At 59.7% G+C, this 23,821-nt stretch carries 24 protein-coding genes; 17 read left to right on the top strand and 7 right to left on the bottom strand.

The features are described from left to right. Positions 1–438: 438 nt before the first annotated feature. Positions 439–1,215 carry an enoyl-CoA hydratase gene (locus HB633_RS29815; RefSeq protein WP_213781721.1) on the bottom strand — a complete coding sequence of 259 codons (777 nt, stop codon included), beginning with the start codon at positions 1,213–1,215 and terminating at the stop codon, positions 439–441. A 131-nt stretch (positions 1,216–1,346) separates the two neighbouring features. On the opposite strand from HB633_RS29815, the gene paaN reads away from it, so the two are divergent. From paaN to paaK, 4 genes are all read left to right on the top strand, one after another. Then, positions 1,347–3,056, top strand: a complete 1,710-nt coding sequence (gene paaN, locus HB633_RS29810; protein ID WP_213781720.1) for a phenylacetic acid degradation protein PaaN — start codon at positions 1,347–1,349, stop codon at positions 3,054–3,056. 116 nt (positions 3,057–3,172) lie between these two features. Continuing rightward, entirely contained in the window at positions 3,173–3,970 is a 798-nt protein-coding gene (gene paaG / locus HB633_RS29805; RefSeq protein ID WP_213781719.1) for a 2-(1,2-epoxy-1,2-dihydrophenyl)acetyl-CoA isomerase PaaG, read from the top strand. 33 nt (positions 3,971–4,003) lie between these two features. Beyond that, positions 4,004–4,435 (top strand): hydroxyphenylacetyl-CoA thioesterase PaaI, encoded by a 432-nt coding sequence (gene paaI / locus HB633_RS29800; RefSeq protein WP_213781718.1) that lies wholly within the window; start codon positions 4,004–4,006, stop codon positions 4,433–4,435. Between the two features lie 86 nt (positions 4,436–4,521). Continuing rightward, positions 4,522–5,826, top strand: a complete 1,305-nt coding sequence (paaK, locus tag HB633_RS29795) for a phenylacetate--CoA ligase PaaK (RefSeq protein WP_213781717.1) — start codon at positions 4,522–4,524, stop codon at positions 5,824–5,826. 60 nt (positions 5,827–5,886) lie between these two features. Here paaK and HB633_RS29790 read toward each other — a convergent pair whose 3' ends face one another. Beyond that, on the bottom strand, positions 5,887–7,053 hold the full coding sequence (locus HB633_RS29790; protein WP_255581284.1) for an MltA domain-containing protein: 1,167 nt from the start codon (positions 7,051–7,053) through the stop codon (positions 5,887–5,889). Here HB633_RS29790 and HB633_RS31075 point away from each other — a divergent pair. After that, on the top strand, positions 7,052–7,174 hold the full coding sequence (locus tag HB633_RS31075; protein ID WP_255581283.1) for a hypothetical protein: 123 nt from the start codon (positions 7,052–7,054) through the stop codon (positions 7,172–7,174). The two genes, HB633_RS29790 and HB633_RS31075, sit on opposite strands and share 2 nt — an antisense overlap. Before the next feature lie 18 nt (positions 7,175–7,192). Here HB633_RS31075 and apaG read toward each other — a convergent pair whose 3' ends face one another. Next, positions 7,193–7,567, bottom strand: coding sequence for a Co2+/Mg2+ efflux protein ApaG (gene apaG, locus HB633_RS29785; protein ID WP_213781716.1), 375 nt, complete (start codon positions 7,565–7,567; stop codon positions 7,193–7,195). Between the two features lie 293 nt (positions 7,568–7,860). On the opposite strand from apaG, the gene rpe reads away from it, so the two are divergent. From rpe to HB633_RS29745, 8 genes are all read left to right on the top strand, one after another. Continuing rightward, entirely contained in the window at positions 7,861–8,556 is a 696-nt protein-coding gene (gene rpe / locus HB633_RS29780) for a ribulose-phosphate 3-epimerase (RefSeq protein WP_213781715.1), read from the top strand. Next, positions 8,553–9,302 carry a phosphoglycolate phosphatase gene (locus HB633_RS29775; protein WP_213781714.1) on the top strand — a complete coding sequence of 250 codons (750 nt, stop codon included), beginning with the start codon at positions 8,553–8,555 and terminating at the stop codon, positions 9,300–9,302. Before rpe ends, HB633_RS29775 begins: the two co-directional genes overlap by 4 nt. A gap of 401 nt (positions 9,303–9,703) precedes the next feature. After that, positions 9,704–11,200, top strand: a complete 1,497-nt coding sequence (gene trpE / locus HB633_RS29770; RefSeq protein WP_213781713.1) for an anthranilate synthase component I — start codon at positions 9,704–9,706, stop codon at positions 11,198–11,200. A 14-nt stretch (positions 11,201–11,214) separates the two neighbouring features. Then, complete coding sequence (locus HB633_RS29765) at positions 11,215–11,799, top strand: aminodeoxychorismate/anthranilate synthase component II (protein ID WP_213781712.1); 585 nt, start codon at positions 11,215–11,217, stop codon at positions 11,797–11,799. 14 nt (positions 11,800–11,813) lie between these two features. Beyond that, positions 11,814–12,845 carry an anthranilate phosphoribosyltransferase gene (trpD, locus tag HB633_RS29760; protein ID WP_213781711.1) on the top strand — a complete coding sequence of 344 codons (1,032 nt, stop codon included), beginning with the start codon at positions 11,814–11,816 and terminating at the stop codon, positions 12,843–12,845. 11 nt (positions 12,846–12,856) lie between these two features. After that, complete coding sequence (gene trpC / locus HB633_RS29755) at positions 12,857–13,642, top strand: indole-3-glycerol phosphate synthase TrpC (protein WP_213781710.1); 786 nt, start codon at positions 12,857–12,859, stop codon at positions 13,640–13,642. Positions 13,643–13,663: 21 nt separating this feature from the next. Continuing rightward, positions 13,664–14,320 (top strand): CYTH domain-containing protein, encoded by a 657-nt coding sequence (locus HB633_RS29750; protein WP_213781709.1) that lies wholly within the window; start codon positions 13,664–13,666, stop codon positions 14,318–14,320. Further along, positions 14,317–15,093 (top strand): uracil-DNA glycosylase, encoded by a 777-nt coding sequence (locus tag HB633_RS29745; protein ID WP_213781708.1) that lies wholly within the window; start codon positions 14,317–14,319, stop codon positions 15,091–15,093. The genes HB633_RS29750 and HB633_RS29745 overlap by 4 nt, the downstream gene beginning before the upstream one ends. Before the next feature lie 64 nt (positions 15,094–15,157). Here the strand turns inward: HB633_RS29745 and HB633_RS29740 are convergent, their stop codons facing one another. The 4 genes from HB633_RS29740 to HB633_RS29725 form a co-directional block, all read right to left on the bottom strand. Beyond that, entirely contained in the window at positions 15,158–15,754 is a 597-nt protein-coding gene (locus HB633_RS29740) for an NAD(P)H-dependent oxidoreductase (protein WP_213781707.1), read from the bottom strand. 147 nt (positions 15,755–15,901) lie between these two features. Continuing rightward, entirely contained in the window at positions 15,902–17,701 is a 1,800-nt protein-coding gene (locus HB633_RS29735; protein WP_213781706.1) for a PDZ domain-containing protein, read from the bottom strand. Positions 17,702–17,809: 108 nt separating this feature from the next. Next, a complete protein-coding gene (locus HB633_RS29730) occupies positions 17,810–18,541 on the bottom strand; it encodes a DsbC family protein (protein ID WP_213781705.1) in 732 nt (243 codons plus the stop codon). A 35-nt stretch (positions 18,542–18,576) separates the two neighbouring features. Further along, entirely contained in the window at positions 18,577–19,749 is a 1,173-nt protein-coding gene (locus HB633_RS29725; protein WP_213781704.1) for a UbiH/UbiF family hydroxylase, read from the bottom strand. 201 nt (positions 19,750–19,950) lie between these two features. Here HB633_RS29725 and ychF point away from each other — a divergent pair, with 201 nt between their 5' ends. The 4 genes from ychF to ettA all read left to right on the top strand — a co-directional run bounded on the left by ychF (position 19,951) and on the right by ettA (position 23,814). Beyond that, complete coding sequence (gene ychF, locus HB633_RS29720) at positions 19,951–21,045, top strand: redox-regulated ATPase YchF (RefSeq protein WP_213781703.1); 1,095 nt, start codon at positions 19,951–19,953, stop codon at positions 21,043–21,045. A gap of 157 nt (positions 21,046–21,202) precedes the next feature. Beyond that, entirely contained in the window at positions 21,203–21,667 is a 465-nt protein-coding gene (locus HB633_RS29715) for a BRO family protein (protein WP_213781702.1), read from the top strand. Next, positions 21,664–21,954, top strand: coding sequence for a DUF3761 domain-containing protein (locus HB633_RS29710; RefSeq protein WP_213781701.1), 291 nt, complete (start codon positions 21,664–21,666; stop codon positions 21,952–21,954). The genes HB633_RS29715 and HB633_RS29710 overlap by 4 nt, the downstream gene beginning before the upstream one ends. Before the next feature lie 192 nt (positions 21,955–22,146). Further along, on the top strand, positions 22,147–23,814 hold the full coding sequence (gene ettA, locus HB633_RS29705; RefSeq protein ID WP_213781700.1) for an energy-dependent translational throttle protein EttA: 1,668 nt from the start codon (positions 22,147–22,149) through the stop codon (positions 23,812–23,814). Positions 23,815–23,821 lie beyond the last annotated feature (7 nt).

Below are 23,821 nucleotides of genomic sequence, written 5' to 3'. Positions count from 1 at the left end.
TCCTTTCGAAAAAGACGCTCAAAACCTACCTTAATACTAGTGTGAGACTTGATACTTTCGCTTCACGGCAGCACCTCGAAAGACACCACCACGTTTCAAAGCCAAGCACCAAGCGCCCACACTTATCGGCTGTTAGTTTTTAAAGAACATTCGCGAGAACCGCAGCATCCTAACCCTCAGAACACCACCGCTTTCGCGTCGCTGCGTTTGCAGCACAGAAACAAGATTATGTAGAACGTTTCGCATTTCGTCAACAGGTTTTTTACTCAACCCCCGACTTCCGATTCCGCTGCAAGGCCCGTCCTGCTTGGCTCTGCGGCATCCTCTTGCGCGCCACTGCTACTGCACTTTCTCACTTCCCTTCGCCTCGTTGTGAAGCGAAGGAACGGAATTCTAGTGCCCGTTTCAACACTGCGCAAGGGGTTCAGCAAAAGAATTTCATCGATGCTTAAAAGCAGGTTTCCGCTTCTCTACAAAAGCAGCCATTCCTTCCTTCTGATCTTCGGTCGCGAAAAGAGAATGGAACATGCGGCGCTCGAAATGAACACCTTCTGCCAGCGTCGATTCATACGCGCGATTAACCGATTCCTTCGCCATCATCACAGCTGGCAAGGAGAAGCTTGCGATTGTCGATGCTGCCTGCATGGCTTCGTCCAACAAACTCGCCGCCGGGACGACGCGCGACACCAACCCTGCCCGTTCGGCTTCGTCGGCGTCCATCATTCGCGCAGTGAGGCACATGTCCATTGCCTTCGCCTTCGACACAGCGCGCGGCAGCCGCTGCGTGCCACCTGCACCCGGGATCACACCGAGTTTGATTTCGGGTTGACCAAACTTGGCGGTATCGGCGGCAATGATGATGTCGCACATCATCGCCAGTTCACAGCCGCCGCCCAAGGCGAACCCGGCGACAGCCGCGATGATTGGCTTGCGAATAGTGCGTACCGTCTCCCAGTTGCGCGTGATGTAGTCGCCTTTGAACGTATCCATATACGTGTAGTTGGCCATCATGCCGATGTCCGCCCCGGCTGCGAACGCCTTTTCGCTGCCGGTCAGCACGATGGCGCCGATGTTTTCGTCGGCATCGAATTGCTTGAGCACTGTGCCGAGTTCGTCCATCAGTGCGTCGTTGAGCGCGTTGAGTGCTTTCGGCCGGTTCAGCGTGATCAAGCCGACACGCCCACGTACTTCGGTCAACAGATTCTCGTAAGACATCCACTCCTCCTATATGAACTCGCGCGAAATCGCTTCGCGCACGCGTCTCGATAATGCTAACATTCGCATACCAACCGGTCGGTTAATTAATTATCCGAACGCTCCTCACCGCCATTAATCATTTTGCCGACATGACCCATCCGCTCTTCACGAAGCACGAAGCAACGCTTACTCAAGCGCTTGCCGCTATTGCAACGCGCGGTTACTGGAGCCCGTTTGCCGAAATGCCTAGTCCCAAAGTGTACGGGGAAACGGCGAATTCGGACGGCGAGGCGGCCTTCAAGGCCCACCTGAATCAGACGTTCGCGCTGGATCAGCCTTCCACTGGTGAGACAGTCGGCAATGAGCGGTCACCTTTTGGATTCGCATTGGGGATCCGCTATCCGAAAGCGGACGTCGACGCGTTGCTGGATGCCTCCGCCACGGCGCAACGCCAGTGGCGCGCGGCAGGACCTGCGGCTTGGGCTGGTGTAAGCCTCGAGATTCTTTCGCGGTTGAACAAGGCCAGTTTCGAGATCGGTTACAGCGTCATGCATACAACCGGGCAGGCATTCATGATGGCGTTTCAGGCCGGCGGCCCACACGCGCAAGACCGGGCGCTGGAAGCAGTGGCCTACGCGTGGGACCAGCTTCACCGAATTCCTGCCAGCGCATACTGGGAAAAGCCTCAAGGCAAGAATCCCCCGCTCGCGATGCACAAGCAATTCACGGTCGTACCACGCGGCACGGGGCTCGTGCTTGGCTGCTGCACATTTCCAACGTGGAATGGCTATCCCGGCATGTTCGCCGACCTGGCTACGGGTAACACCGTTGTCGTCAAGCCGCATCCGGGGGCGATCTTGCCACTGGCCGTCACAGTGCGCATTGCGCGTGACGTCCTGCGTGAGGCCGGATTCGACCCAAATGTGGTCACCCTCCTGGCTACCGAAGGGAACGACGGTCCTCTCGTACAGGATCTCGCGCTGCGTCCGGAAATCAAGATCATAGACTTCACCGGCAGCACGCAAAACGGCAACTGGCTCGAACGCAACGCACATCAGGCTCAGGTCTACACTGAAAAAGCGGGCGTGAACCAGATCGTGATTGATTCGGTCGACAACATCAAAGCCGTCGCCAGCAACATTGCCTTCTCTCTTGCCCTTTACTCCGGACAGATGTGCACTGCGCCGCAGAACATCTACGTTCCCCGCGACGGCATTCGCACAAGCGAAGGCCAGATGAGCTTTGACGACGTCGCGAACGCACTGGCGGCCGCCGTGGAAAAGCTGATCTCCGATCCGGCCCGCGCCGTCGAGTTGACTGGCGCCATACAGAACGACGGCGTGATGGGTCGCATCGCCGAAGCGCGGCAACTTGGCGAAGTGCTTACCGATAGTCAATCGCTTGCTCATCCCGTTTTCTCCGATGCTCAAGTGCGCTCACCGCTGATGCTCAAGCTCGACGTGCACACTGACGCCGCAAATTTCACACGCGAATGGTTCGGCCCAATTTCGTTTGTCATTGCCACGGATTCGACGGCGCAATCGCTGGAACTGGCCGGATCGATTGCAGCGGAACATGGCGCGTTGACCTTCTCCGTGTACAGCACGGACGACGCAGTAGTCGAAGCAGCCTATGACGCCGCAATCCGCGGCGGCGTTGCGCTGTCGATCAACCTGACCAGCGGCGTCTTCGTGAACCAGACCGCGGCGTATTCGGACTTCCACGGCACAGGCGCCAATCCGGCTGCAAACGCGGCGCTATCCGACGCCGCGTTTGTGGCCAATCGCTTTCGCGTCGTTCAAAGCAGAGTCCATGTTGCGCCAAAGATCGCGCCGCCGGTAGTCAGCCAAACGGCATAGGTGTCCGGCTCAGGAAATTGCGCCCAGTCCTAGGCCATTCGGCCGAATGGAAACCGCGGTCGGGCGCGATTAGTATCGAAGGCATGGGTATTTGCGCACTAGCCAAAGGAGACTTCATGTCCGACCAAAGCAAGTCGATTGTTTTCAATATCGACGAGACCACGCACGTAGCAACGTTGACATTGAGTCGCCCAGAAAAGCTGAACAGCTTCACGCGCACGATGCATGAGGAGTTAGGTAAAGCGCTGGACGAAATTGAAAAGAGTCACGCCCGTGCGCTCGTGATCACGGGATCGGGCCGTGGTTTTTGCGCGGGTCAGGACCTTGCCGATCTCGACTTCACGCCGGGTGCCATGACCAATCTGGGCGCGCTTATTGACCAGCACTTCAATCCGCTCGTGCGTCGGCTGCAGGCGTCACGTCTGCCCGTGATTGCGGCGGTAAATGGCATCGCCGCCGGCGCGGGCGCCAATCTCGCCATGGCCTGCGACTTGATCGTCGCCGCTCGTTCGGCGAGCTTCGTCCAGGCGTTCGTGAAAATTGGCTTGGTACCGGACTCGGGCGGTACGTGGCTGTTGCCAAGGCGAGTGGGCGAAGCCCGTGCAATGGGTCTTGCGCTTACCGGCGACAAGCTGGGTGCGGAGCAAGCGCACGCATGGGGTCTGGTGTGGAACGTCGTCGATGATGCCGAACTGGAAAGCGTTGCGGCAACACTTGCGACACAACTGGCGCAACAGCCTGCCAAGGCCGTCGCGGCAATCAAACACGCGATCCGTGCTGGCGCGAACAATACGCTCGATCAGCAACTGGACCTCGAGCGCGACGTTCAGCGTGAACTCGGCGACTCGCATGACTACGCCGAAGGGGTCGCCGCGTTCAAGGAAAAGCGTGCGCCGCGATTCGAAGGTCTCTGACAAACAACTACATCGCTTTTGGAGAAGGCAGCAATGACAGCCCAGGAACTCGCCGAAGCAACCGCGCAAACCATGTACGGAGCGGACGCGTGCAGCCGTGCGCTCGGCCTGGAACTGGAGGAAGTGCGGCCAGGATACGCGCGCATGCAGATGAACGTTCGGGATGACTTCCTGAACGGCCACGGAATCTGTCACGGCGGCCTCATTTTCACGTTGGCCGATTCAACGTTCGCGTTCGCCTGCAATTCGTACAACATCAACACGGTCGCCGCCGGCTGCTCAATCGAATTCTTGCGCGCCGTCAAAGGCGGCGATCGCCTGACTGCCGAGGCAATTGAACAATCGCTGACGGGCAGAACGGGAATCTACGACATCCGGGTAACGAACCGCAACCAGGAAACTGTCGCCATGTTCCGCGGCAAGTCGTCCCAGATCAAGGGCAACCTGGTTGCTGTCGAATCCTGAGCTGCTCCACAAAAATAATCTTCAAACCATAGCGTCCGAGCAAAATTGATTCGGGCCGCCAATAGATACCTGGAAGGAGACATTCCATGACCGCCCCGCTTCCACTGGACCGAATAGAGACGGCCAGTCGCGACGAACTCACTGCGTTGCAACTCAAACGCCTCAAGTGGTCGGTCGCGCATGCGTATGAGAATTCGCCGGTGTATCGGCGCAAGTTCGATGAAGCGGGTGTGCATCCGGACGACATCAAAAGCCTCGCGGATATTGCACGTTTCCCGTTCACGACGAAAAAGGATCTTCGCGATAATTATCCGTACGGGATGTTCGCCGTGCCGCACGATCAGATTTCGCGGATCCACGCGTCGTCGGGGACAACCGGAAAACCTACGGTTGTGGGCTATACGGCAAAGGACATCGACACTTGGGCGAATCTTGTTGCGCGATCCATTCGCGCAGCGGGCGCGCGACGTGGCGACAAGGTGCATGTCAGTTATGGCTACGGTCTTTTCACGGGCGGCCTGGGTGCTCATTACGGCGCGGAACGGGCTGGACTGACCGTGATTCCGTTCGGTGGCGGCCAGACGGAAAAGCAAGTTCAGCTCATCCAGGATTTTCGGCCCGACATCATCATGGTGACGCCAAGCTACATGCTGTCGATTGCCGACGAGCTCGAACGCCAAGGTGTTCATCCGGCTGACTGCTCGCTGCGAATCGGTATCTTCGGCGCAGAACCGTGGACCAACGACATGCGCGCCGCCATTGAAAAGCGCATGGGTATCGACGCAGTGGATATCTATGGGCTGTCGGAAGTCATGGGACCGGGCGTGGCGTCGGAATGTGTGGAAACAAAAGATGGTCCGACGATATGGGAGGATCATTTTTATCCAGAGATCATCGATCCGGAAACCGGCGAAGTACTGCCCGATGGCGAGCTGGGCGAGCTCGTATTCACTTCGCTGACAAAGGAGGCGTTGCCGATCATCCGCTACCGGACGCGCGATCTCACACGGCTTCTGCCCGGCAGCGCCAGAACCATGCGACGCATGGAGAAAATCACCGGCCGCTCGGACGACATGATGATCGTGCGAGGCGTGAATGTTTTCCCCACGCAGATCGAAGAGTTGCTGCTTAAGCAGCACGCGCTGGCGCCGCACTACCAGATCGTTCTGACCAAAGAAGGGCCGCTCGATGTGCTCACGCTCAATGTCGAACCGTGCCCGGAGACTGCGCCGGACGCCGCTGTTCTCCAGCAGGCAAAGGCTGCGCTCGCTTACGACATCAAGGCGTTGATTGGCGTGAGTGCGGTGATCCAGTTGCTAGGCGTGAACGGGATCGAGCGTTCAGTTGGAAAGGCGCGGCGGGTGATTGATAGGCGAGCGTCAGTGTCCTGATTCCTGGGCTTGAATAAAAGCAAACAAGCAGCCGCTCCCGAAGGAACGGCTGCAAGCATTCTACGAGTTCGGCAGCAACAACCACATCCTGCCGCCCTGCTTCATCCGGCCGGCGAGATCGCCCGCGTCGTCGCCTAGTCCCCAGAAGTAATCAGCGCGCACACCGCCTTTGATCGCGCTACCCGTGTCTTGTGCAAACACGAGCCGGTTCATCGGCGAATTGCTCAGAGGACGCGTGGTTTGCAGGAAAACCGGCGTTCCAAGCGGGATAGCCGAAGGATCAACAGCAATGGATCGCTCCGGCGTCAGCGGAACACCCAATGCGCCGACCGGCCCCGTCCCTACGCCTGCAGCAAGCGTCGACGTTGCGGGCATTTCCCGGAAAAACACAAAGCGCGGATTCACGTCGAGCAACGCGTCGACACGCGCAGGATTCGCTTTCGCCCAAGCCTTGATGCCCTGCATCGTTGCCTGTGCGGGCGTCAATTCGCGCCGGTCCAGCAGTTCGCGGCCAATCGATTTATACGGCTGGTTATTGGTGCCTCCAAAGCCTACGCGCATCGTCGTGCCATCTTCCATTACGACCTGTCCCGAGCCTTGGACTTGCAGGAAGAACGCTTCGATCGGGTCATCGACCCAGACCAGTTCGTTGCCGTTCAGCGCGCCCGAGCTTTCAAGCTGCGCTCGCGAGGGCAGCGTCGTGCCGGTTTTGAACCGATACGGCCATCGATACAACGCGTATTGATACGGGCCATGCCGCGTGCGCGACCCGCGCAGCAACGGCTCGTAGTAGCCGGTCACGAGGCCGTCCAGCGTGCCGTCGGTGTTGGCCAACTGGAATGGCGTGAAATAGGCCTCGAAGAATTCGCGGGCTGCATTCATGTCCAGGTCGTCAAGCCGTTGCGCCGCCGCGCACGCACGGCGCCAGTTCGGCTGCTGCGCAAGGCGGCTGCAGTTTTGACGCATCGCTGCGGTCGCCCCGAGCAATGAATCGTCCTGCCAGCCGGGAACCTGTTGCCAGCTTACTGCGGTCAGCCGATTGGCCGCTCGTTGTCCGGTAATGATCGGCGCGCCGGTCGGCGGAGCCTGATAACCGGACTTGATGGCGCCCCCGCCACCGCACGACGCGAGCAAAACTGCTGTAGCGAGAGAAGCCGCCCAAGCCGCCAATCCGGCGACCGAAGAGGTGAAACGCTTACAATGTTCGTTCTTGATGAGAACCGCCATGTCAGATCTGTTCGACGAATATCCAATGCTTGTGTTTGCGCTCGAATCACTCGTGGCGCTGCTTTTACTGATTTTTATCGTCGCGTGGACGGCGTCGGGCAAAAAGAAAAACAGGCGCTAGCAAGACGCCGCGCCCTGCTCAATGGAGCGTGCGTGGCATATGCAACGCGAACTCGGCAATCGGCGCCTCGAAACGCTCGCCATCCTCGGCCACACAAAAATACGATCCGCGCATGGTGCCGACCGGCGTCGCGATCACGGCCCAGCTCGTGTATTCGAACTTCTCGCCCGGTGGCAACAATGGCTGGTTGCCGACCACGCCAAGCCCTTTCACTTCCTGAACCACGTTTTCACTATCTGTAATGATCCAGTGCCGCGAGATCAACTGCGCGGCGACCTGACCGGTATTTCGAATGGTCAGCGTGTACGCGAACGCGAACTGGTGAGCATCCGGTTCCGATTGTTCAGGAAGGTACTGCGTCTGCACCGATACGCTGAATTCATACTGGCTCATCGCTTTTCCAATTCAAAATATGCTGCGCGAAGCGACGCCCTGTGGGGCGTACAGCGACGCGATTACGCGAATTTGCGTGAACAACAGGTGACGCATTCTGCTTCATGCGGCCGGCACCCGCAACCGAGCGCAATGGCTCGCCACGGCTTTGTCATCTCGCGGAAACCTTGGTGGGATACCGCCGTGACGGGGAAAATCGCCTGCGGCGAGCCGCGCGCGTTAGCCATTCGGCCGACGGTCAAAAGCGGCGCATCGCGGTAAAATGCGTTTCCCGCTTGCAACCGGTCGACGTCATGACGCAATTCCGTTTGTCCCCCAGTATCTTGTCCGCCGACTTCGCCATTCTCGGCGAAGAGGTTCGCAATGTCGTCGCCGCCGGCGCGGACTGGATCCATTTCGACGTCATGGACAACCATTACGTTCCGAACCTGACAATCGGCCCCATGGTCTGCAAGGCGCTGCGGCCACACACCACCGTACCTATCGACGTGCATTTGATGGTGCGCCCGGTGGACCGCATCGTGCCGGATTTCGCGGAAGCCGGTGCGAATGTGATCAGTTTCCATCCGGAAGGTTCGGATCATATCGACCGGACGCTTTCGCTCATTCGCGATCACGGCTGCAAGGCCGGTCTGGTTTTCAACCCGGCCACGTCGCTGAATCATCTCGATCACGTGATGGACAAGGTCGATCTCGTGCTGATCATGTCGGTCAATCCAGGTTTCGGCGGCCAGTCGTTCATTCCGGAAGCGCTGAACAAGCTGCGCGAAGCGCGCCGTCGTATCAACGAATATACCGAGCGGACAGGCCGCGAAATTCATCTGGAAGTGGATGGTGGCGTGAAGATCGAGAACATCCGGGCAATCGCGGAAGCGGGTGCGGACACGTTCGTGGCGGGTTCGGCGATTTTCGGCCACCACAATTACAGCGAGATCATCGGCAAGATGCGCGAGGAACTGGCCAAAGTGAACACCGGGGATGCACGATGAGCGAACTCACTGCTGAGCTTCCGGCATTTACCAACAAGACGTTGCGGGCCGCGATCATCGACCTGGACGGCACCATGGTCGATACCGCAGACGACTTCACCGTGGCGCTGAACGGCATGCTTGCGCGCATCGGCGCGAAATCGACTGATCGTGACGAAGTGATCGGCTATATAGGAAAGGGATCGGAAAATCTGATCCGTAGCATTTTGGCCGTGCGATTTTCGGCGCTGGAAGCGTCCACGAAATTCGACGATGCCCTTGCGATCTATCAGACCGAATACGCGCGCATCAATGGGCAAAGCGCCAGGCTTTACCCGGAAGTTGCTGAAGGGCTGAAGGCGCTGCGCGATCTCGGCTTGCCGCTCGCCTGCGTGACGAACAAACCACACCGCTTCGCGCTGGAATTGCTGACGAAATTCGGACTCGTGGAGTACTTCAAGGTCGTGCTCGGCGGCGACTCGGTCCCACAGAAAAAGCCGGATCCGGCGCCCATGCTGATTGCGTGCGAGCGTCTGGACGTTTTGCCGCGGGAGGCGGTTGCCATCGGCGATTCCGAGAATGACGCGCTCGCGGGCCGTGCGGCCGGAATGGCGACGTTGACGGTTCCCTACGGCTATAACCACGGCAAACCCGTGCACCTCGTGAAATCCGATGGTATAGTTTCTTCCCTGCTGGCTGCCGCACAGGCAATAGCAGCAACCATGGCCGCGCCCGACGTACCCGGCGCGACAACATCGACTGACTAGTTCAATCCCTCATGTTTCTGAACAAAAAACGGAGTCTGAGCAGCATCGACCGGGGAGCCTGGCCCTGGCGTCGCTGGTCGCGCTAACCTCGCCTGAGGTCCGCTGAAGCTTGTCTTCGGCAACCGTTTTTTGTTTCGCTGCGCACTCCGCGCGCCGATCCCGCTGACTTGTTTTACCTTTTGATGCCTGGCTTAATGCGCGTCATTCGCTGCGCCCGATTCCGGCTTACGTCCTCACAAATTCCGTGAGTGGCTCTAAGCCCTGATAATCGGACTTGCAGCGCGTGAAGCCTCGGCCGACGCACAAATCCAGACGGGTATCGCGCCGCGCGGGAATTTCCGCAGCGCCCAGTAAGTGCTCGATGTCGCAAAACCACCAAGCGACACGCAAAGGATCAGAACATGACAGAACTCGAATTCCAATCGCTGGCGAATGAAGGTTTCAACCGCATTCCGATGATCGCCGAGGCGCTCGCCGACCTCGAAACGCCGCTTTCGCTTTACCTCAAACTCGCTCAAACCGAGCGCAATGGCGCCAACTCGTTCCTGCTGGAATCCGTGGTGGGCGGCGAGCGCTTTGGCCGGTATTCGTTTATCGGTTTGCCGGCGCGCACGATGATCCGTGTGCAGAACGGCGTGTCGGAAGTGCTGAAGGATGGGCAGGTCATCGAGACGAGCGAAGTTGATCCGCTGACGTTTATCGAAACATTCCAGAAGCGGTTCAAGATCGCGCAACGCCCGGGATTGCCGCGCTTTTGCGGCGGCCTGGCCGGGTATTTCGGCTACGACGCCGTGCGTTATATCGAGAAAAAGCTCGCGCACACCGCGCCGCGCGACGATCTCGGCCTGCCCGACATTCAGTTGTTGCTGACCGAGGAAATGGCGGTTATCGATAACCTCGCCGGCAAGCTGTACCTGATTGTCTACGCCGATCCGACGGTGCCCGAGGCTTACACGAAAGCCAAGCAGCGCCTGCGCGAATTGCGCGCGCGCTTGCGTACGACCGTGCAGCCGCCGGTGACATCGGCGAGTGTTCGCACGGAGACGTATCGTGAGTTTGCGAAAGAGGATTACCTGAACGCGGTACGCAAAGCGAAGGAATACATCGCGGCGGGCGAATTGATGCAGGTTCAGGTCGGCCAGCGCCTCGTGAAGCCGTTCCGCGATAACCCGCTTTCGCTGTATCGCGCGTTGCGGTCGCTGAATCCGTCGCCTTATATGTATTACTACAACTTCGGCGGCGAATTTCATGTGGTCGGGGCATCGCCGGAAATTCTCGTGCGCCAGGAAAAACGTGGCGATGAACGCATCGTCACCATTCGTCCCCTCGCCGGCACCCGGCCGCGCGGCAATACGCCCGAGCGCGACGCCGAACTCGCCACCGAATTGCTGAACGATCCGAAGGAAGTTGCCGAGCACGTGATGCTGATCGATCTGGCGCGCAACGACGTCGGCCGGATTGCGCAAACGGGATCGGTGGTCGTGACGGACAAATTGGCCATCGAAAAGTATTCGCACGTTCAACATATCGTGAGTTCGGTGGAAGGCAAGCTCAAACCCGGCACGACGAACTTCGACGTGCTGCGCGCGACCTTCCCCGCTGGCACGCTTTCTGGCGCGCCGAAAGTGCGGGCAATGGAAATCATCGACGAACTGGAGCCGGTCAAACGCGGCCTGTACGGCGGCGCTTGCGGTTACTTGTCGTTCACGGGCGAAATGGATCTGGCCATCGCGATTCGCACCGGTCTGATTCACAAGGGCAATTTGTATGTGCAGGCCGCCGCCGGCGTGGTCGCGGATTCGGTTCCCGAGTCCGAATGGCAGGAAACGGAGAACAAGGCGCGTGCAGTTTTGCGCGCCGCCGAGCAAGTGCAAGACGGCCTCGATAGCGACTTCTGATCCGGAGAAAGACCATGCTGCTGATGATCGACAACTACGATTCGTTCACCTATAACCTGGTTCAGTATTTTGGCGAACTGGGCGAAGACGTGCGGACGTTCCGTAACGACGAAATTACCCTCGACGAAATCGCGACGCTCAATCCCGAGCGGATTTGCCTTTCGCCGGGGCCGAGCAATCCGCAACATGCGGGCATCACGCTCGACGTGCTACGCGAATTTTCCGGACAGATTCCGATTCTTGGCGTGTGCCTTGGCCATCAGGCCATCGGCGAGGCGTTTGGCGGACGCGTGGTCCGCGCGCAAACCATCATGCACGGCAAGGTCAGCACCATCGAAACCGATTGCCGTGGTGTGTTTTCCGACTTGCCGAAACATTTCAGCGTGACGCGTTATCACTCGCTCGCGATCGAGCGCGAGTCGCTGCCGGATTGCCTGGAAGTATCGGCGTGGACGCCCGATGGCGAAATCATGGGCGTGCGTCATAAGGAACTCGCGGTTGAAGGCGTCCAGTTCCATCCGGAATCGATCTTGTCCGAGCACGGCCACGCGCTGCTCGAAAACTTCGTCAAGAACGCAAAACAAGGCGAACGCGCGTGAACCGGGATCAGAACATGACTATTACGGCTCAGGAAGCGCTGCAACGGACCATTGAGCATCGTGAGATTTTTCACGATGAAATGCTCCATCTGATGCGCATGATCATGCGCGGCGAGATGTCGCCGGTGATGTCCGCCGCGATCATCACGGGTTTGCGCGTGAAGAAGGAAACCATCGGCGAGATCGCGGCGGCGGCAACCGTCATGCGCGAATTCGCCAATCACGTAACCGTGCCGGACAGCGACAACCTCGTGGATATCGTCGGCACGGGCGGCGACGGTTCGCATACCTTCAACATCTCGACGGCCACCATGTTTGTCACGGCGGCCGCCGGCGCGAAGGTTGCGAAGCACGGGAATCGCGGGGTATCGAGTAAGTCAGGCAGCGCAGACGTGCTCGAGGCGCTCGGCGTGAATATCGACTTGCAGCCGGAACACGTGGCGCAATCCATCGCCGAAACGGGCATGGGTTTCATGTTCGCGCCGAACCATCATCCGGCCATGAAGAACATCGCGGCGGTGCGTCGTGAACTCGGCGTCCGGACCATCTTCAACATTCTCGGGCCGCTGACGAATCCGGCCGGCGCGCCGAATCAGCTAATGGGCGTGTTTCACGAAGATCTGGTCGGTATTCAGGTTCGCGTCATGCAACGTCTCGGCGCCAAGCACGTGCTGGTGGTGTACGGCAAGGACGGCATGGACGAGGTTTCGCTTGGAGCGGCGACGGTTGTCGGCGAACTGCGCAACGGCGAAGTCCGCGAATACGAGATTCATCCGGAAGATTTCGGCTTGCAGATGGTGTCGAACCGAACGCTCAAAGTGGCCGACGCGCAGGAATCGAAGACCATGCTGCTCGGCGCGCTCAACAACAAGCCGTGCGTCGCGCGCGAAATCATCACGCTGAACGCGGGAACGGCGCTCTACGCCGCGAACGTGGCGGAATCGATTGAAGACGGCATGCGGCTCGCGAAAGAAGTGATCGCGAGCGGTCAGGCGCGCGAAAAAGTCGATGAACTCGTGCGCTTCACGCAGCAATTCGCCAAATAACGGAACCAGACATGAGTGACATTCTCGATCGCATCATCCAGGTCAAACGCGACGAAATCCGGGTCGCGCAGGAAAGCGTTTCTATCGAAGAATTGCGTTTGCAGGCGAGCACGAAAGACTCGCGCGACTTCGTCGGCGCATTGCGCGCGAAGCACGGCGAGGGAAAAGCGGCGGTGATCGCGGAGGTGAAAAAAGCGAGTCCGTCGAAGGGCGTGCTGCGCGAAAACTTCGTCCCCGCCGATATCGCCAAGTCGTACGAACGGGGCGGCGCCGCGTGTTTGTCGGTGCTGACCGACGTCCAGTTCTTCAAGGGCAGCGTCGCGTATCTCGAAGAAGCGCGCGCCGCGTGCAGCTTGCCGGTCCTGCGCAAGGACTTCATTGTCGATACGTATCAGATCCTGGAAGCACGTGCGATGGGCGCCGATTGCATCCTGCTGATCGCCGCCGCGCTTCAGCCGGAACACATGCGCGACCTCGAAGCCTACGCGCATTCGCTGGGGCTCGCGGTGCTGGTCGAAGTCCACGATCAGGACGAACTCGTACAGGCGCTGACGCTGAAAACTCCGCTTATCGGCATCAACAACCGGAACCTCCGCACGTTCCAGACGTCGATAGAAACAACCATCGGCATGCTGGAAATGGTGCCGGACGAGCGCATTGTGGTGACGGAATCCGGAATCCTGTCGCGCACGGACGTCGAGCGGCTTCGCGCGATGGACGTGCAAACGTTCCTGGTCGGCGAGGCGTTCATGCGCGCCGATGACCCCGGCGCCGAACTTGCGCGAATGTTCTTCTGACGCTGTTGCACGGAGTTTATTTTGAGTATTGAACGCGAGATCAAGCTGGCGCTGCCTACATCGAACCACGAAGAGATCGCTCGGGATCTGACGAAGCGCACGGCCCAGGAAGGCCACAAGATCCATCTGACAAACGTCTATTTCGATACCGCTGACCGCGTGCTCGCCAAAGCGAAAAGTGCACTGCGCCTGCGGGGCGCACCGGGTCAGTGGCTCCAGACGTACAAGACAGCGGGCGAGTCGAGTGGCGGCATGCACAACCGGCACGAATGGGAAATGCCGGTCGCGGGCGAAGCGCTGGAAATAGACAAGCTGCTTGAAATTTGCGATGACGAACACGCCCACAACGCACTGCGCGACGCCGCGCCGGAGCTCACCCCCCTTTTCCGCACCGACTTTGACCGCGTGATCTGGAATGTCGATATCGACGGCGCGACAATCGAGGCAGCGCTCGATCTTGGCGAAGTGACCACGGACATCGATGGCGAACGCCGCACCACGCCCATCAGCGAACTCGAACTGGAACTGAAATCCGGCGACGAAGCCGGAATGACGAATCTCGCTGCACAAATGCGCGGTGCGTTTCTTTATCTCCAGCCTGAAGATGCAAGCAAGGCGCGGCGCGGCTACGATCTGTGCGAACCGAAAGCTGAAGGTTCGAACGGTGGCGTGAAATGAGCCAGGCGTCGTTATTTGAGGCTGAAGGCGCTTCGAAAGACCATCCGTTCACGTCATTGGAAAGCCAGTTCGGCGCGTTGCCGGCTGATTGGCGCAAGCATTTGAAGGCGTTCATAGATAGTCCGCATTACGCCGCGTTGTGCGCGTTCGTCGACAACGAGCGCGCCGCCGGCAAGATCGTTTATCCCACCGATGTCTTCCGTGCGTTGCGCCTGACCAGCCCCGCCGATGTCAAAGTCGTGATCCTCGGACAAGATCCGTATCACGGCGAAGATCGCGGCGCGCCGCAGGCGCATGGCCTGGCGTTCTCGGTGCCGGCGCCGGTTAGGCCGCCGCCGTCGTTGCGCAACATCTTCAAGGAAATCAATGCGAGCCTCGGATTTGCCGCGCCGAATCACGGTTGTCTCGATAGATGGGCAGAGCAAGGCGTGTTGTTGCTGAACACGTCGCTGACCGTTGAACGCGATAAAGCCGGCAGCCACGCCAAACGCGGCTGGGAACATTGCACCGACACGCTGATTCACGAACTGGCGATGCGGCATGAGCACCTCGTGTTCATGCTTTGGGGCGCGCATGCGCAGGCGAAACGCGCGCTGATTGCGTCTGCCGTTGCGGCTGGAAAGGCGCACTGCGTGCTGGAAGCGCCGCATCCTTCGCCCTTATCGGCGCATCGCGGGTTCCTGGGATGCGGGCATTTTGCTTCCGCGAATGCTTATCTGGAAGAGCATGGACGGCGCGCCATCGACTGGCGTCTACCCGATTTGCCAAACTGAAAACGACAAAAAGCCCGCTCATGTCACGCAAGACACGGCGGGCTTTTCTCAAACCTGAAGCAACTTAAAGCGCAGCGATCGAATCGCGCGCCGTCGCCAATGCGGCGCCAGCCGCGTCCGGACCCATTGCCAGGCCTTCGGCAAACACGAAGCTGACATCCGTCATGCCGAGGAAACCAAGGAACGACTTCAGATAAGGCGTTTGCGAGTCGTGCGGCGTGCCGCTGTACTTGCCGCCACGCGCCGTCACGACGATCACCTTCTTGCCCGTCACGAGGCCTTCAGCGCCGTTCGCGCCATACTTGAACGTGATGCCGGCGCGCGCGATCCAGTCGAAGTACGCCTTCAATTGCGAAGAAATGCCGAAGTTGTACATCGGCGCTGCGATCACAACGATATCGGCCGCTTGCAGCTCGGCGATCAGTGCTTCGCTTTTCGCGTGAATCACATTTTGTTCGGGGGTGCGCGCATCGGCGGGCGTGAAGAACGCGCCCAGCGTGGCGTCGTCCAGATGCGGGAGGTTATCGGCGAGAAGATTGCGAACCACCAGCTTCGCGCCAGCGTGCGATTGAAGCAGCTTGGCCGACACTTCATCGGCGAGCAGCGTGGATTGAGCGCCTTGCGAGCGGGCAGCGGAATTGATTTGAAGAATGGTCGTCATGATGATTCCTGTCTCTTGTTGAGTGTGAGCGCGAAAACGCTCTGACAGGACGCATTCTTCGTTTTTTAACGATTGGGAAAAAGCTGCGCACTCAAGACGGATCGTTGCACTGGTAGAACAATCCGCCTTTCTTCCGCTATCGCGACGTCAACCTTTCAGCCAGCGTTCCCGCCATTGCTTCGTCTGACCGCTGGAATCGGCGGTGGAAAGCACGTAACGCGACACGTCCGGGGCATCGAGTTTGACATGCGTCACGCGCAGTTCGTCGCGGCGGAATGCGTGGACTTCGACTTTCGAGCCGGGCAAGTAGCGCGAAAGCAGCGAATCGAGATTCGATCCGGTGACGCGCAAGCCATCGATTGCAACCAGCACGTCTCCCGCCGATAACCCCGCCTTCTGCGCCGCGCTGTTCTCGTGAACGGCCGCGAGCACGCAATCCGCGCCGCCACGAACGCGCGCGCCAAGTGACGGTTTACCGGCTGTGCCATTCGTTGCGATATCGGCGGCGAGCTTGATGCCGAACGGTTCCAGCAACGTCTCCAGCGGCAGATCGCGCGTGCCGTGCACGCCATCGCGAAAGAGCTTTTTCAGATCGGCACCGGTGGCTTCGGCGAATAGCGCTTCAACTTCGTTCTCTTGGATGCCACGCGCTCGGCCGTTGTAAAAATCGCGGCCGTAGCGTTGCCACAAAAGGCGCATGACGTCGTCCAGCGACTTCTTGCCTGCGGTTTGCGCGCGAATGGACAGATCGAAAGCGAGCGCGACGAGCGAGCCCTTCTGGTAATAGCTGACGATGGCGTTCGCCGCGTTTTCGTCCTGCCGATAATATTTGACCCACGCATCGAACGAGCTTTCTGCAACGGTTTGCTTCAGCCGTCCGGAGCCGCGCAGCACGCCGCCGATCGTTTTGCCGAGCAGCGCGAAATAGTCGCTTGCGCTGATCGAACCGCTGCGCACGAGCATCAGGTCGTCGTAGTAAGACGTGAACCCTTCGAACAACCAAAGCAGCGACGTGTAGTTTTCCTGAGATAAATCGTACGGCGCGAATGCGGCCGGTTTGATGCGCTTCACGTTCCACGTGTGGAAATATTCGTGGCTGCACAAGCCAAGATACGTCTTGTATCCCTCCGTCATCTCCGGCCGTCCGGTGACGGGCAGGTCCGAGCGATTGCAGATCAGCGCTGTCGACGCACGATGTTCCAGCCCGCCGTAACCATCGCCGACTGCAACGGTCATGAACACATAGCGATCGACGGGCGCCTTCTTCGTGCGCGGTTCGAACAGCGCGATCTGCGACTCGCAGATGCGCTTGAGATCGGCTTCGAGACGGCGCATATCGAGCGCGGTCACGCGGCCCGAAATCACGATGTCGTGCTTCGCGCCGTGGGCATCGAAGGAACCGAGCGCGAATTCGCCGAGCGTCACGGGATGATCGATCAGCGCATCGTAATTCGGCGCTTCGTACGCGCCGAAGCCATAACGCTTCGTGCCGCGCGCTTCGGGCAAGGCCGTCGCCACGCGCCAGCTCGCGTACGACGCGCCCGACGGCTTTTGAATATCCACGATGCACGGCGCGTCCGCCTGCCCTTCCACCGCCAGAAACACGCTCGTGCCGTTGAAGAAACCGATGGTGTCATCCAGATGCGCGGCGCGCACCGACAAATCCCAGCCGTAGACCTCGTAGCGCAGCGTGATCGGGCCGTCGTGCGGTGCGGTTTGCCACGCATGTTTATCGGTTTTATCGATGGCGATCTTCCGTCCCGCCGCGTTGAACGCCTGCAGCGTCACGATATTGCGCGCGAACTCGCGGATCATGTAGCTGCCCGGAATCCACACGGGCAACACGAAGCGTTGACCGGCCGGATCGGGTTGCGCGACGGTCAGCGTCACTTCGAACAAATGCGCGGCGGGATTTTTCGGAACGATGGTGTAGCGGATGGCGTTCATGCTTCGAGGTCCTTTTTTCTTGTCGCCGGCAAGGCCGGCGTGGGATGCCCGTTTGAAAGCGAAAAGAGGCGCATCGCGCGCCTCCTTCGTCGTGTATCGGTCGCTAAGTTAGCGAACCGCCGACAATTCCTTTTCCAGCCGGTCGGCCGGCACGGCGCCGGGCAAGCGGCGTCCATCGGCGAGGAAAACCGTGGGCGTGCCGGTGACGTTCATGGACTGGCCGAGCTTCAGGTTTTTATCGATGGCCGTCGTGTCGCAACTTGCCGACGCGGTCGGCGCGTTGTGGTCGAGCATCCAGCCTTCCCATGCGTTCGAGCGATCCTTCGAGCACCAGATCGACTTGGATTTCGAAGTCGAATCCGGCGATAAAACCGGGTACAGGAAGGTGTAGACGGTGACGTTATCGACGGATTTCAGCGTGGTTTCAAGCTGCTTGCAATACGGGCAATTCGGGTCCGAAAACACTGCGATCTTGCGCGCGCCCGTGCCCTTCACGACCTTCACCGCGTTTTCGAACGGCAGCTTCGCAAAGTCGATCTTGTTCGTTTCCGCCAGACGCGCTTCGGTGAGGTTCGTGCGCGTGCGGGTATCGACGAGATCGCCCATCAGCAAATAATTGCCGGTCGCGTCCGTGTAGACGATCTGCGCACCGAGGTTCACTTCGTACAAGCCCGGAACCGGCGACTTCTGCACGCTCTTGATATCCGCGTCGCCGATTCGCGATTGCAGCGTGGACTTGATCTTGTCGGTGGTTTGATCGGCCTGGGCCGCAATGCCGATGCCAAACACCGCTGCCAGCGTGGCGGCGGCGACCAGAGCGCGGCGAAGAGTAATTTTCATTCGAATTCCTGTGATGCAGAATAGGTGAGTAGGTCTTAACCAAGCGCTGCGGAGACGAGCCAGCGCTTGACCTGCGGCTGCGCGCCCACGAGCGCCATGCCGGTGTTGCGCACCGCACGGGCGAGCGTGCCGGGCACGGCAAAGAGTCTTTGCAGGCCATCGCACGCGATGGTCAGTTTCTGGATGTCCTCACGGCGGGCGCGTTCGTATCGGCGAAGTAAAACCGGGTCGCCTGCCGAGCGGAACGCTTCCTTGCCGGCGAGCGTTTCGGCGAGCGCGGCGACATCGCGCAAACCGAGGTTCATGCCTTGGCCTGCAAGCGGGTGAATCAGATGCGCCGCGTCGCCGACCAGCGCCACACGCGGTCCGATCAAACGATCGACGGTTTGCAGCGCCAGCGGGAAACCCTGCGCGGGCGTCACGCATTCCAGCGTCCCGAGCATGTTTTGCGTGGCTTTTTCGACTTCCGCCGCGAGTTGCTCGGGATCGAGTTTCAGGAGGGAATCAGCGTGATCGGCTTTGGCGGACCACACGAGCGATACGTAATCGCCTGGCAACGGCAGCAACGCGATGATTTCGCCGTCGCGAAACCATTGGTACGCAGTTTCGGCGTGCGGTTTCTCGCACTTGAAATTTGCGACCACACCCGTCTGCCGATATTCCCTTCGATGCATCTTCGCGCCCGTCTGCGCCCGCACCCAGGAATGCGCGCCGTCGGCACCGACCACGAGATCGGCCTCGAGGGTGTCGCCATTGGCAAGCGTGAGATGCGCGGCGTCGTCGTGAATCACGAGGCCTTGGGCGCGCGAATCGATCCACGTGAGGTTCGGCTGGAAACGCAGCGCGGCATCGAGCGACCGTTCAATCACCGACGATTCCGCGATCCACGCCAGTTGCGGCACGGCGGCCTGAAACGCGGAGAAATGCAGTTCGGCGAAGGCATCGCCGAAAACACGCATGTCCAGCACCGGCCCGAGCTTTTCGCGGTCCAGCGCCTGCCAGACGCGCAAGCGCTCGAGCAGCGCCTGCGAACTCGACGACAGCGCGTAGATACGCGAATCGAAGCTGCCGGGGGCCGGCGGCGGTGCGGCGGGCGTTGCGAGCAATGCCGTGCGCAAGCCGGATTGCGTCAGCGCGAGCGCCGCCGTTTTGCCAACCAGGCCGCCGCCGACCACGACCGCGTGGAAATTTCGAGAGTGGAAAGTCATGCGGGCATTATAGCCGCGGGGGTATTTGGGGATTTGATGCGTACACGGCGTTTCGGCAGCCGATCCCCGCGCGCCCAGCGTACCAGGCCACAGCGGTACAATATGGGTTTGTCCGGCCCGCAAGACGTGGCCGCCCGCTGCACAGCGAAATGCAGCGTTGACCCGCGCGGCGCACGCCGTTTCACCAGTTCGAAGGATCCCATGAGCCTCCAATGCGGCATCGTCGGCTTGCCCAACGTCGGCAAGTCCACACTGTTCAATGCACTGACCAAGGCCGGCATCGCCGCCGAAAACTATCCGTTCTGCACGATCGAGCCGAACGTCGGTGTGGTCGAAGTACCCGATCCACGTCTTGCCGGGCTTTCCGACATCGTCAAGCCGGAGCGCGTGGTCCCGGCCATTGTTGAATTCGTCGATATCGCGGGCCTCGTGGCCGGCGCGAGCAAGGGCGAAGGCCTGGGCAACAAGTTTCTCGCGAACATTCGCGAAACCGATGCCATCACGCACGTCGTGCGCTGTTTCGAAGACGAGAACGTGATTCACGTCGCGAACAAGATCGACCCGCTGGCGGATATCGAAGTTATCAATACCGAACTGGCGCTGGCGGATCTGGCGACGGTGGAGAAGGCGCATCATCGATATGCAAAATCGGCGCGCTCCGGCAACGACAAGGAAGCGGCGAAGCTCGTGCCCTTGCTCGAAAAGATCCAGGCGCAGCTCGATCAGGCAAAGCCCGTGCGCGGCCTTGATCTGAGCGAAGACGAACTCCTGCTGATCAAGCCGCTGTGCCTGATCACGGCCAAGCCGACCATGTACGTGGCGAACGTGAAGGACGACGGCTTCGAGAACAATCCGCACCTGGACGCGGTGCGCAAGTACGCGGAAGCCGAGAAGGCGCCGGTGGTGGCGGTGTGCGCGGCGATCGAAGCGGAAATTGCGGATCTCGACGATGCCGACAAGCAGGAATTTCTCGCCGATATCGGCATGGACGAGCCGGGTCTGGATCGCGTGATTCGCGCGGGTTACAAGCTGCTCGGACTACAGACGTATTTCACGGCGGGCGTGAAGGAAGTGCGGGCGTGGACGATTCATATCGGCGATACGGCGCCTCAGGCCGCCGGCGCAATCCACACGGACTTCGAGCGCGGCTTCATTCGCGCACAGACGATTGCGTTCGATGACTTCATCGCGTTCAAAGGCGAACAAGGCGCGAAGGAAGCCGGGAAGATGCGGGCCGAAGGGAAGGAATATGTGGTCCACGACGGCGATGTGATGAATTTCTTGTTTAACGTGTAAGCCGCTACGAAGTAATCAGACGCGGCAAACGTCATATTTCGTCTCGCAAGCTTGTCATTAAAAGCGGAGTCCTTGATAAAGGGATTCCGCTTTTTTACGTTTAGTGCATGTCTGGCCGGATGCTAGCGACCGGTGCACGCCTGTCCCGGACGCCGCCTTGAAAACCGAACTGATTTATTCGCTGACCGAACATTTCGAAGCACATGCTCAACGCACAGAGAACGGCGTTGAATTCTGGCTCGCACGCGACCTTCAAACCCTGCTGGGCTATGCCAAATGGGAAAATTTCGTCAAGGTCGTCAACAAGGCGAAAATTGCCTGCGAATCGTCCGGACACGCTTCGGCCGACCATTTTCCCGACGTCGGGAAAATGGTCGAGCTCGGCTCTGGCAGCCAGCGTGAAGTCGAAGACATGATGCTTACTCGATACGCCTGTTATCTGGTCGCTCAGAACGGTGATCCGAAAAAGCAGGAAATCGCGTTCGCACAGACTTATTTCGCTGTTCAGACCCGCCGGGCCGAGTTGATCGAACAGCGTCTCCTGGATTCCTATCCAGCGCGCGGATCCAAAATCGGTCCGCGCGGCTTACCGGCGCACCTCAAAATAACAAAAAGAGAATGACTGAAGTTTCCCTCCGCCGCATCACCCCGCTCCTCCTCACCGCCCTCCTCGCCCTGAATTGCTCGACGGCCCACGCCTACGCCTACTCCACCCCGAACGAATCCGACCTCGATAACCACCAGTCCTACCGCAACCACGACGGTCAAATCGTTCATTCCCCGGCGCATTCCCGATCGGGCGCAATCCCCGATGGCGCAACAGCCCAATGCCGCGACGGCACCTGGAGTTTCAGCCGCCATCGCAGCGGAACGTGCTCCCGCCACGGCGGCGTCGCAACCTGGCGCTGAATCTCGGGACGCCACGCCGACCGCCCCTACCCGTCGAAGTACAATGTCGGCACGTTCCTGCTGTCCGGGAACACGCATCATCGCGTACTGAATCGAGGCGCTTCGCCGCAGTGGCCTGAAACACCAGCCACCGCCAGCCGAAGCCACTTCGAATAGCAAACCCCGAAAACCTCAAGACAACCGAATCCGCAAATGGCCCAATACGTCTTCACCATGAACCGCGTCGGCAAGATCGTGCCGCCGAAACGCCAGATCCTGAAGGACATCTCGCTGTCTTTCTTTCCGGGCGCCAAGATTGGCCTCCTCGGCCTGAACGGCTCGGGCAAATCGACGCTGATCCGCATCATGGCCGGCGTCGACAAGGAAATCGAAGGCGAAGCCACGCCGATGCCGAACCTGAACATCGGCTATTTGCCTCAGGAACCGCAACTCGATCCCGAGCAAACCGTGCGCGAAGCGGTTGAAGACGGCCTCGGCGATGTCTTCACCGCCCAGAAAAAGCTCGACGAAATCTACGCGGCCTACGCCGAACCCGACGCCGATTTCGACGCCCTCGCCGCCGAGCAAGCCAAATACGAAGCCATCCTCGCCACAAGCGATGGCGGCACGCCCGAGCAACAGCTCGAAGTCGCCGCCGACGCGCTGCGCCTGCCCGCGTGGGACGCGAAGATCGAACACTTGTCGGGCGGCGAAAAGCGCCGCGTCGCGCTGTGCAAATTGCTGCTGCAAAAGCCTGACATGCTTCTGCTCGACGAACCGACCAACCACCTCGACGCCGAATCGGTCGACTGGCTCGAGCAATTCCTGACACGTTATCCGGGCACGGTCGTGGCCGTGACCCACGATCGCTATTTCCTCGATAACGCCGCCGAATGGATTCTCGAACTCGACCGCGGCCACGGCATCCCGTGGAAAGGCAATTACAGCAGTTGGCTCGACCAGAAACAGGATCGGCTGAAACAGGAAGAATCGTCGGAATCGGCGCGTCAGAAAGCGCTGAAGAAGGAACTGGAATGGGTCCGTCAGAACCCGAAGGGACGTCAGGCGAAATCGAAGGCGCGTATCGCGCGATTCGAGGAACTCAACAGCCAGGAATACCAGAAGCGCAATGAAACGCAGGAAATCTTCATCCCGGTCGGCGATCGTCTGGGCAATGAAGTGATCGAGTTCAAGAACGTCAGCAAGGCGTACGGCGACCGTTTGTTGATCGATAACCTCAACATGAAGATCCCGGCGGGCGCGATTGTCGGAATAATCGGGCCAAATGGCGCAGGGAAGTCGACGTTGTTCCGCATGCTGACGGGTAAGGAGCAGCCGGACTCGGGCGAGATCGTGACGGGGCCGACCGTGAAGCTGGCTTATGTGGATCAAAGCCGCGACGCGCTCAATGGCAACAAGACGGTGTTCGAAGAGATCTCGGGCGGCGCTGATGTGCTGACCGTGGGCAAGTATGAAACGCCGTCGCGGGCGTATATCGGCCGGTTCAACTTCAAGGGCGGCGACCAGCAGAAGACGGTCGGCGCGCTGTCAGGCGGTGAGCGCGGCCGGTTGCATCTGGCGAAGACGCTGATCGAGGGCGGCAACGTGTTGTTGCTGGACGAACCGTCGAACGACTTGGACGTCGAAACGCTGCGCGCGCTGGAAGACGCGTTGCTGGAATTCGCGGGATCGGTGCTGGTGATCTCGCATGATCGCTGGTTCCTGGATCGGATCGCGACGCACATCATCGCGTTCGAAGGGGATTCGCAAGTGACGTTCTTCGATGGCAATTATCAAGAGTACGAAGCCGACAAGCGCAATCGTCTCGGCGATGAAGCCGCAAAGCCGAAGCGCCTGCGCTACAAGCCGATCGTCCGCTAAAAGCGGC

Origin of the sequence: Caballeronia sp. dw_276 (assembly GCF_018449635.1) — a bacterium.
Lineage (GTDB): Bacteria > Pseudomonadota > Gammaproteobacteria > Burkholderiales > Burkholderiaceae > Caballeronia.
The sequence above is the reverse complement of the archived record's forward strand: the minus strand, read 5'-3'. Positions and strand labels throughout refer to the sequence as shown.

Excerpts from the sequence above, each read along its gene's own strand:
- paaK (WP_213781717.1), top strand. The coding sequence starts at position 4,522 with ATGACCGCCCCGCTTCCACTGGACCGAATAGAGACGGCCAGTCGCGAC.
- ettA (WP_213781700.1), top strand. The coding sequence starts at position 22,147 with ATGGCCCAATACGTCTTCACCATGAACCGCGTCGGCAAGATCGTGCCG.
- HB633_RS29790 (WP_255581284.1), bottom strand. The coding sequence starts at position 7,053 with ATGGCGGTTCTCATCAAGAACGAACATTGTAAGCGTTTCACCTCTTCG.
- rpe (WP_213781715.1), top strand. The coding sequence starts at position 7,861 with ATGACGCAATTCCGTTTGTCCCCCAGTATCTTGTCCGCCGACTTCGCC.
- HB633_RS29730 (WP_213781705.1), bottom strand. The coding sequence starts at position 18,541 with ATGAAAATTACTCTTCGCCGCGCTCTGGTCGCCGCCGCCACGCTGGCA.
- HB633_RS29740 (WP_213781707.1), bottom strand. The coding sequence starts at position 15,754 with ATGACGACCATTCTTCAAATCAATTCCGCTGCCCGCTCGCAAGGCGCT.
- HB633_RS31075 (WP_255581283.1), top strand. The coding sequence starts at position 7,052 with ATGTCAGATCTGTTCGACGAATATCCAATGCTTGTGTTTGCGCTCGAA.
- trpE (WP_213781713.1), top strand. The coding sequence starts at position 9,704 with ATGACAGAACTCGAATTCCAATCGCTGGCGAATGAAGGTTTCAACCGC.
- trpC (WP_213781710.1), top strand. The coding sequence starts at position 12,857 with ATGAGTGACATTCTCGATCGCATCATCCAGGTCAAACGCGACGAAATC.
- paaG (WP_213781719.1), top strand. The coding sequence starts at position 3,173 with ATGTCCGACCAAAGCAAGTCGATTGTTTTCAATATCGACGAGACCACG.
- HB633_RS29765 (WP_213781712.1), top strand. The coding sequence starts at position 11,215 with ATGCTGCTGATGATCGACAACTACGATTCGTTCACCTATAACCTGGTT.
- HB633_RS29775 (WP_213781714.1), top strand. The coding sequence starts at position 8,553 with ATGAGCGAACTCACTGCTGAGCTTCCGGCATTTACCAACAAGACGTTG.
- HB633_RS29725 (WP_213781704.1), bottom strand. The coding sequence starts at position 19,749 with ATGACTTTCCACTCTCGAAATTTCCACGCGGTCGTGGTCGGCGGCGGC.
- ychF (WP_213781703.1), top strand. The coding sequence starts at position 19,951 with ATGAGCCTCCAATGCGGCATCGTCGGCTTGCCCAACGTCGGCAAGTCC.
- apaG (WP_213781716.1), bottom strand. The coding sequence starts at position 7,567 with ATGAGCCAGTATGAATTCAGCGTATCGGTGCAGACGCAGTACCTTCCT.
- HB633_RS29745 (WP_213781708.1), top strand. The coding sequence starts at position 14,317 with ATGAGCCAGGCGTCGTTATTTGAGGCTGAAGGCGCTTCGAAAGACCAT.
- HB633_RS29815 (WP_213781721.1), bottom strand. The coding sequence starts at position 1,215 with ATGTCTTACGAGAATCTGTTGACCGAAGTACGTGGGCGTGTCGGCTTG.
- paaI (WP_213781718.1), top strand. The coding sequence starts at position 4,004 with ATGACAGCCCAGGAACTCGCCGAAGCAACCGCGCAAACCATGTACGGA.
- HB633_RS29710 (WP_213781701.1), top strand. The coding sequence starts at position 21,664 with ATGACTGAAGTTTCCCTCCGCCGCATCACCCCGCTCCTCCTCACCGCC.
- paaN (WP_213781720.1), top strand. The coding sequence starts at position 1,347 with ATGACCCATCCGCTCTTCACGAAGCACGAAGCAACGCTTACTCAAGCG.
- HB633_RS29735 (WP_213781706.1), bottom strand. The coding sequence starts at position 17,701 with ATGAACGCCATCCGCTACACCATCGTTCCGAAAAATCCCGCCGCGCAT.
- trpD (WP_213781711.1), top strand. The coding sequence starts at position 11,814 with ATGACTATTACGGCTCAGGAAGCGCTGCAACGGACCATTGAGCATCGT.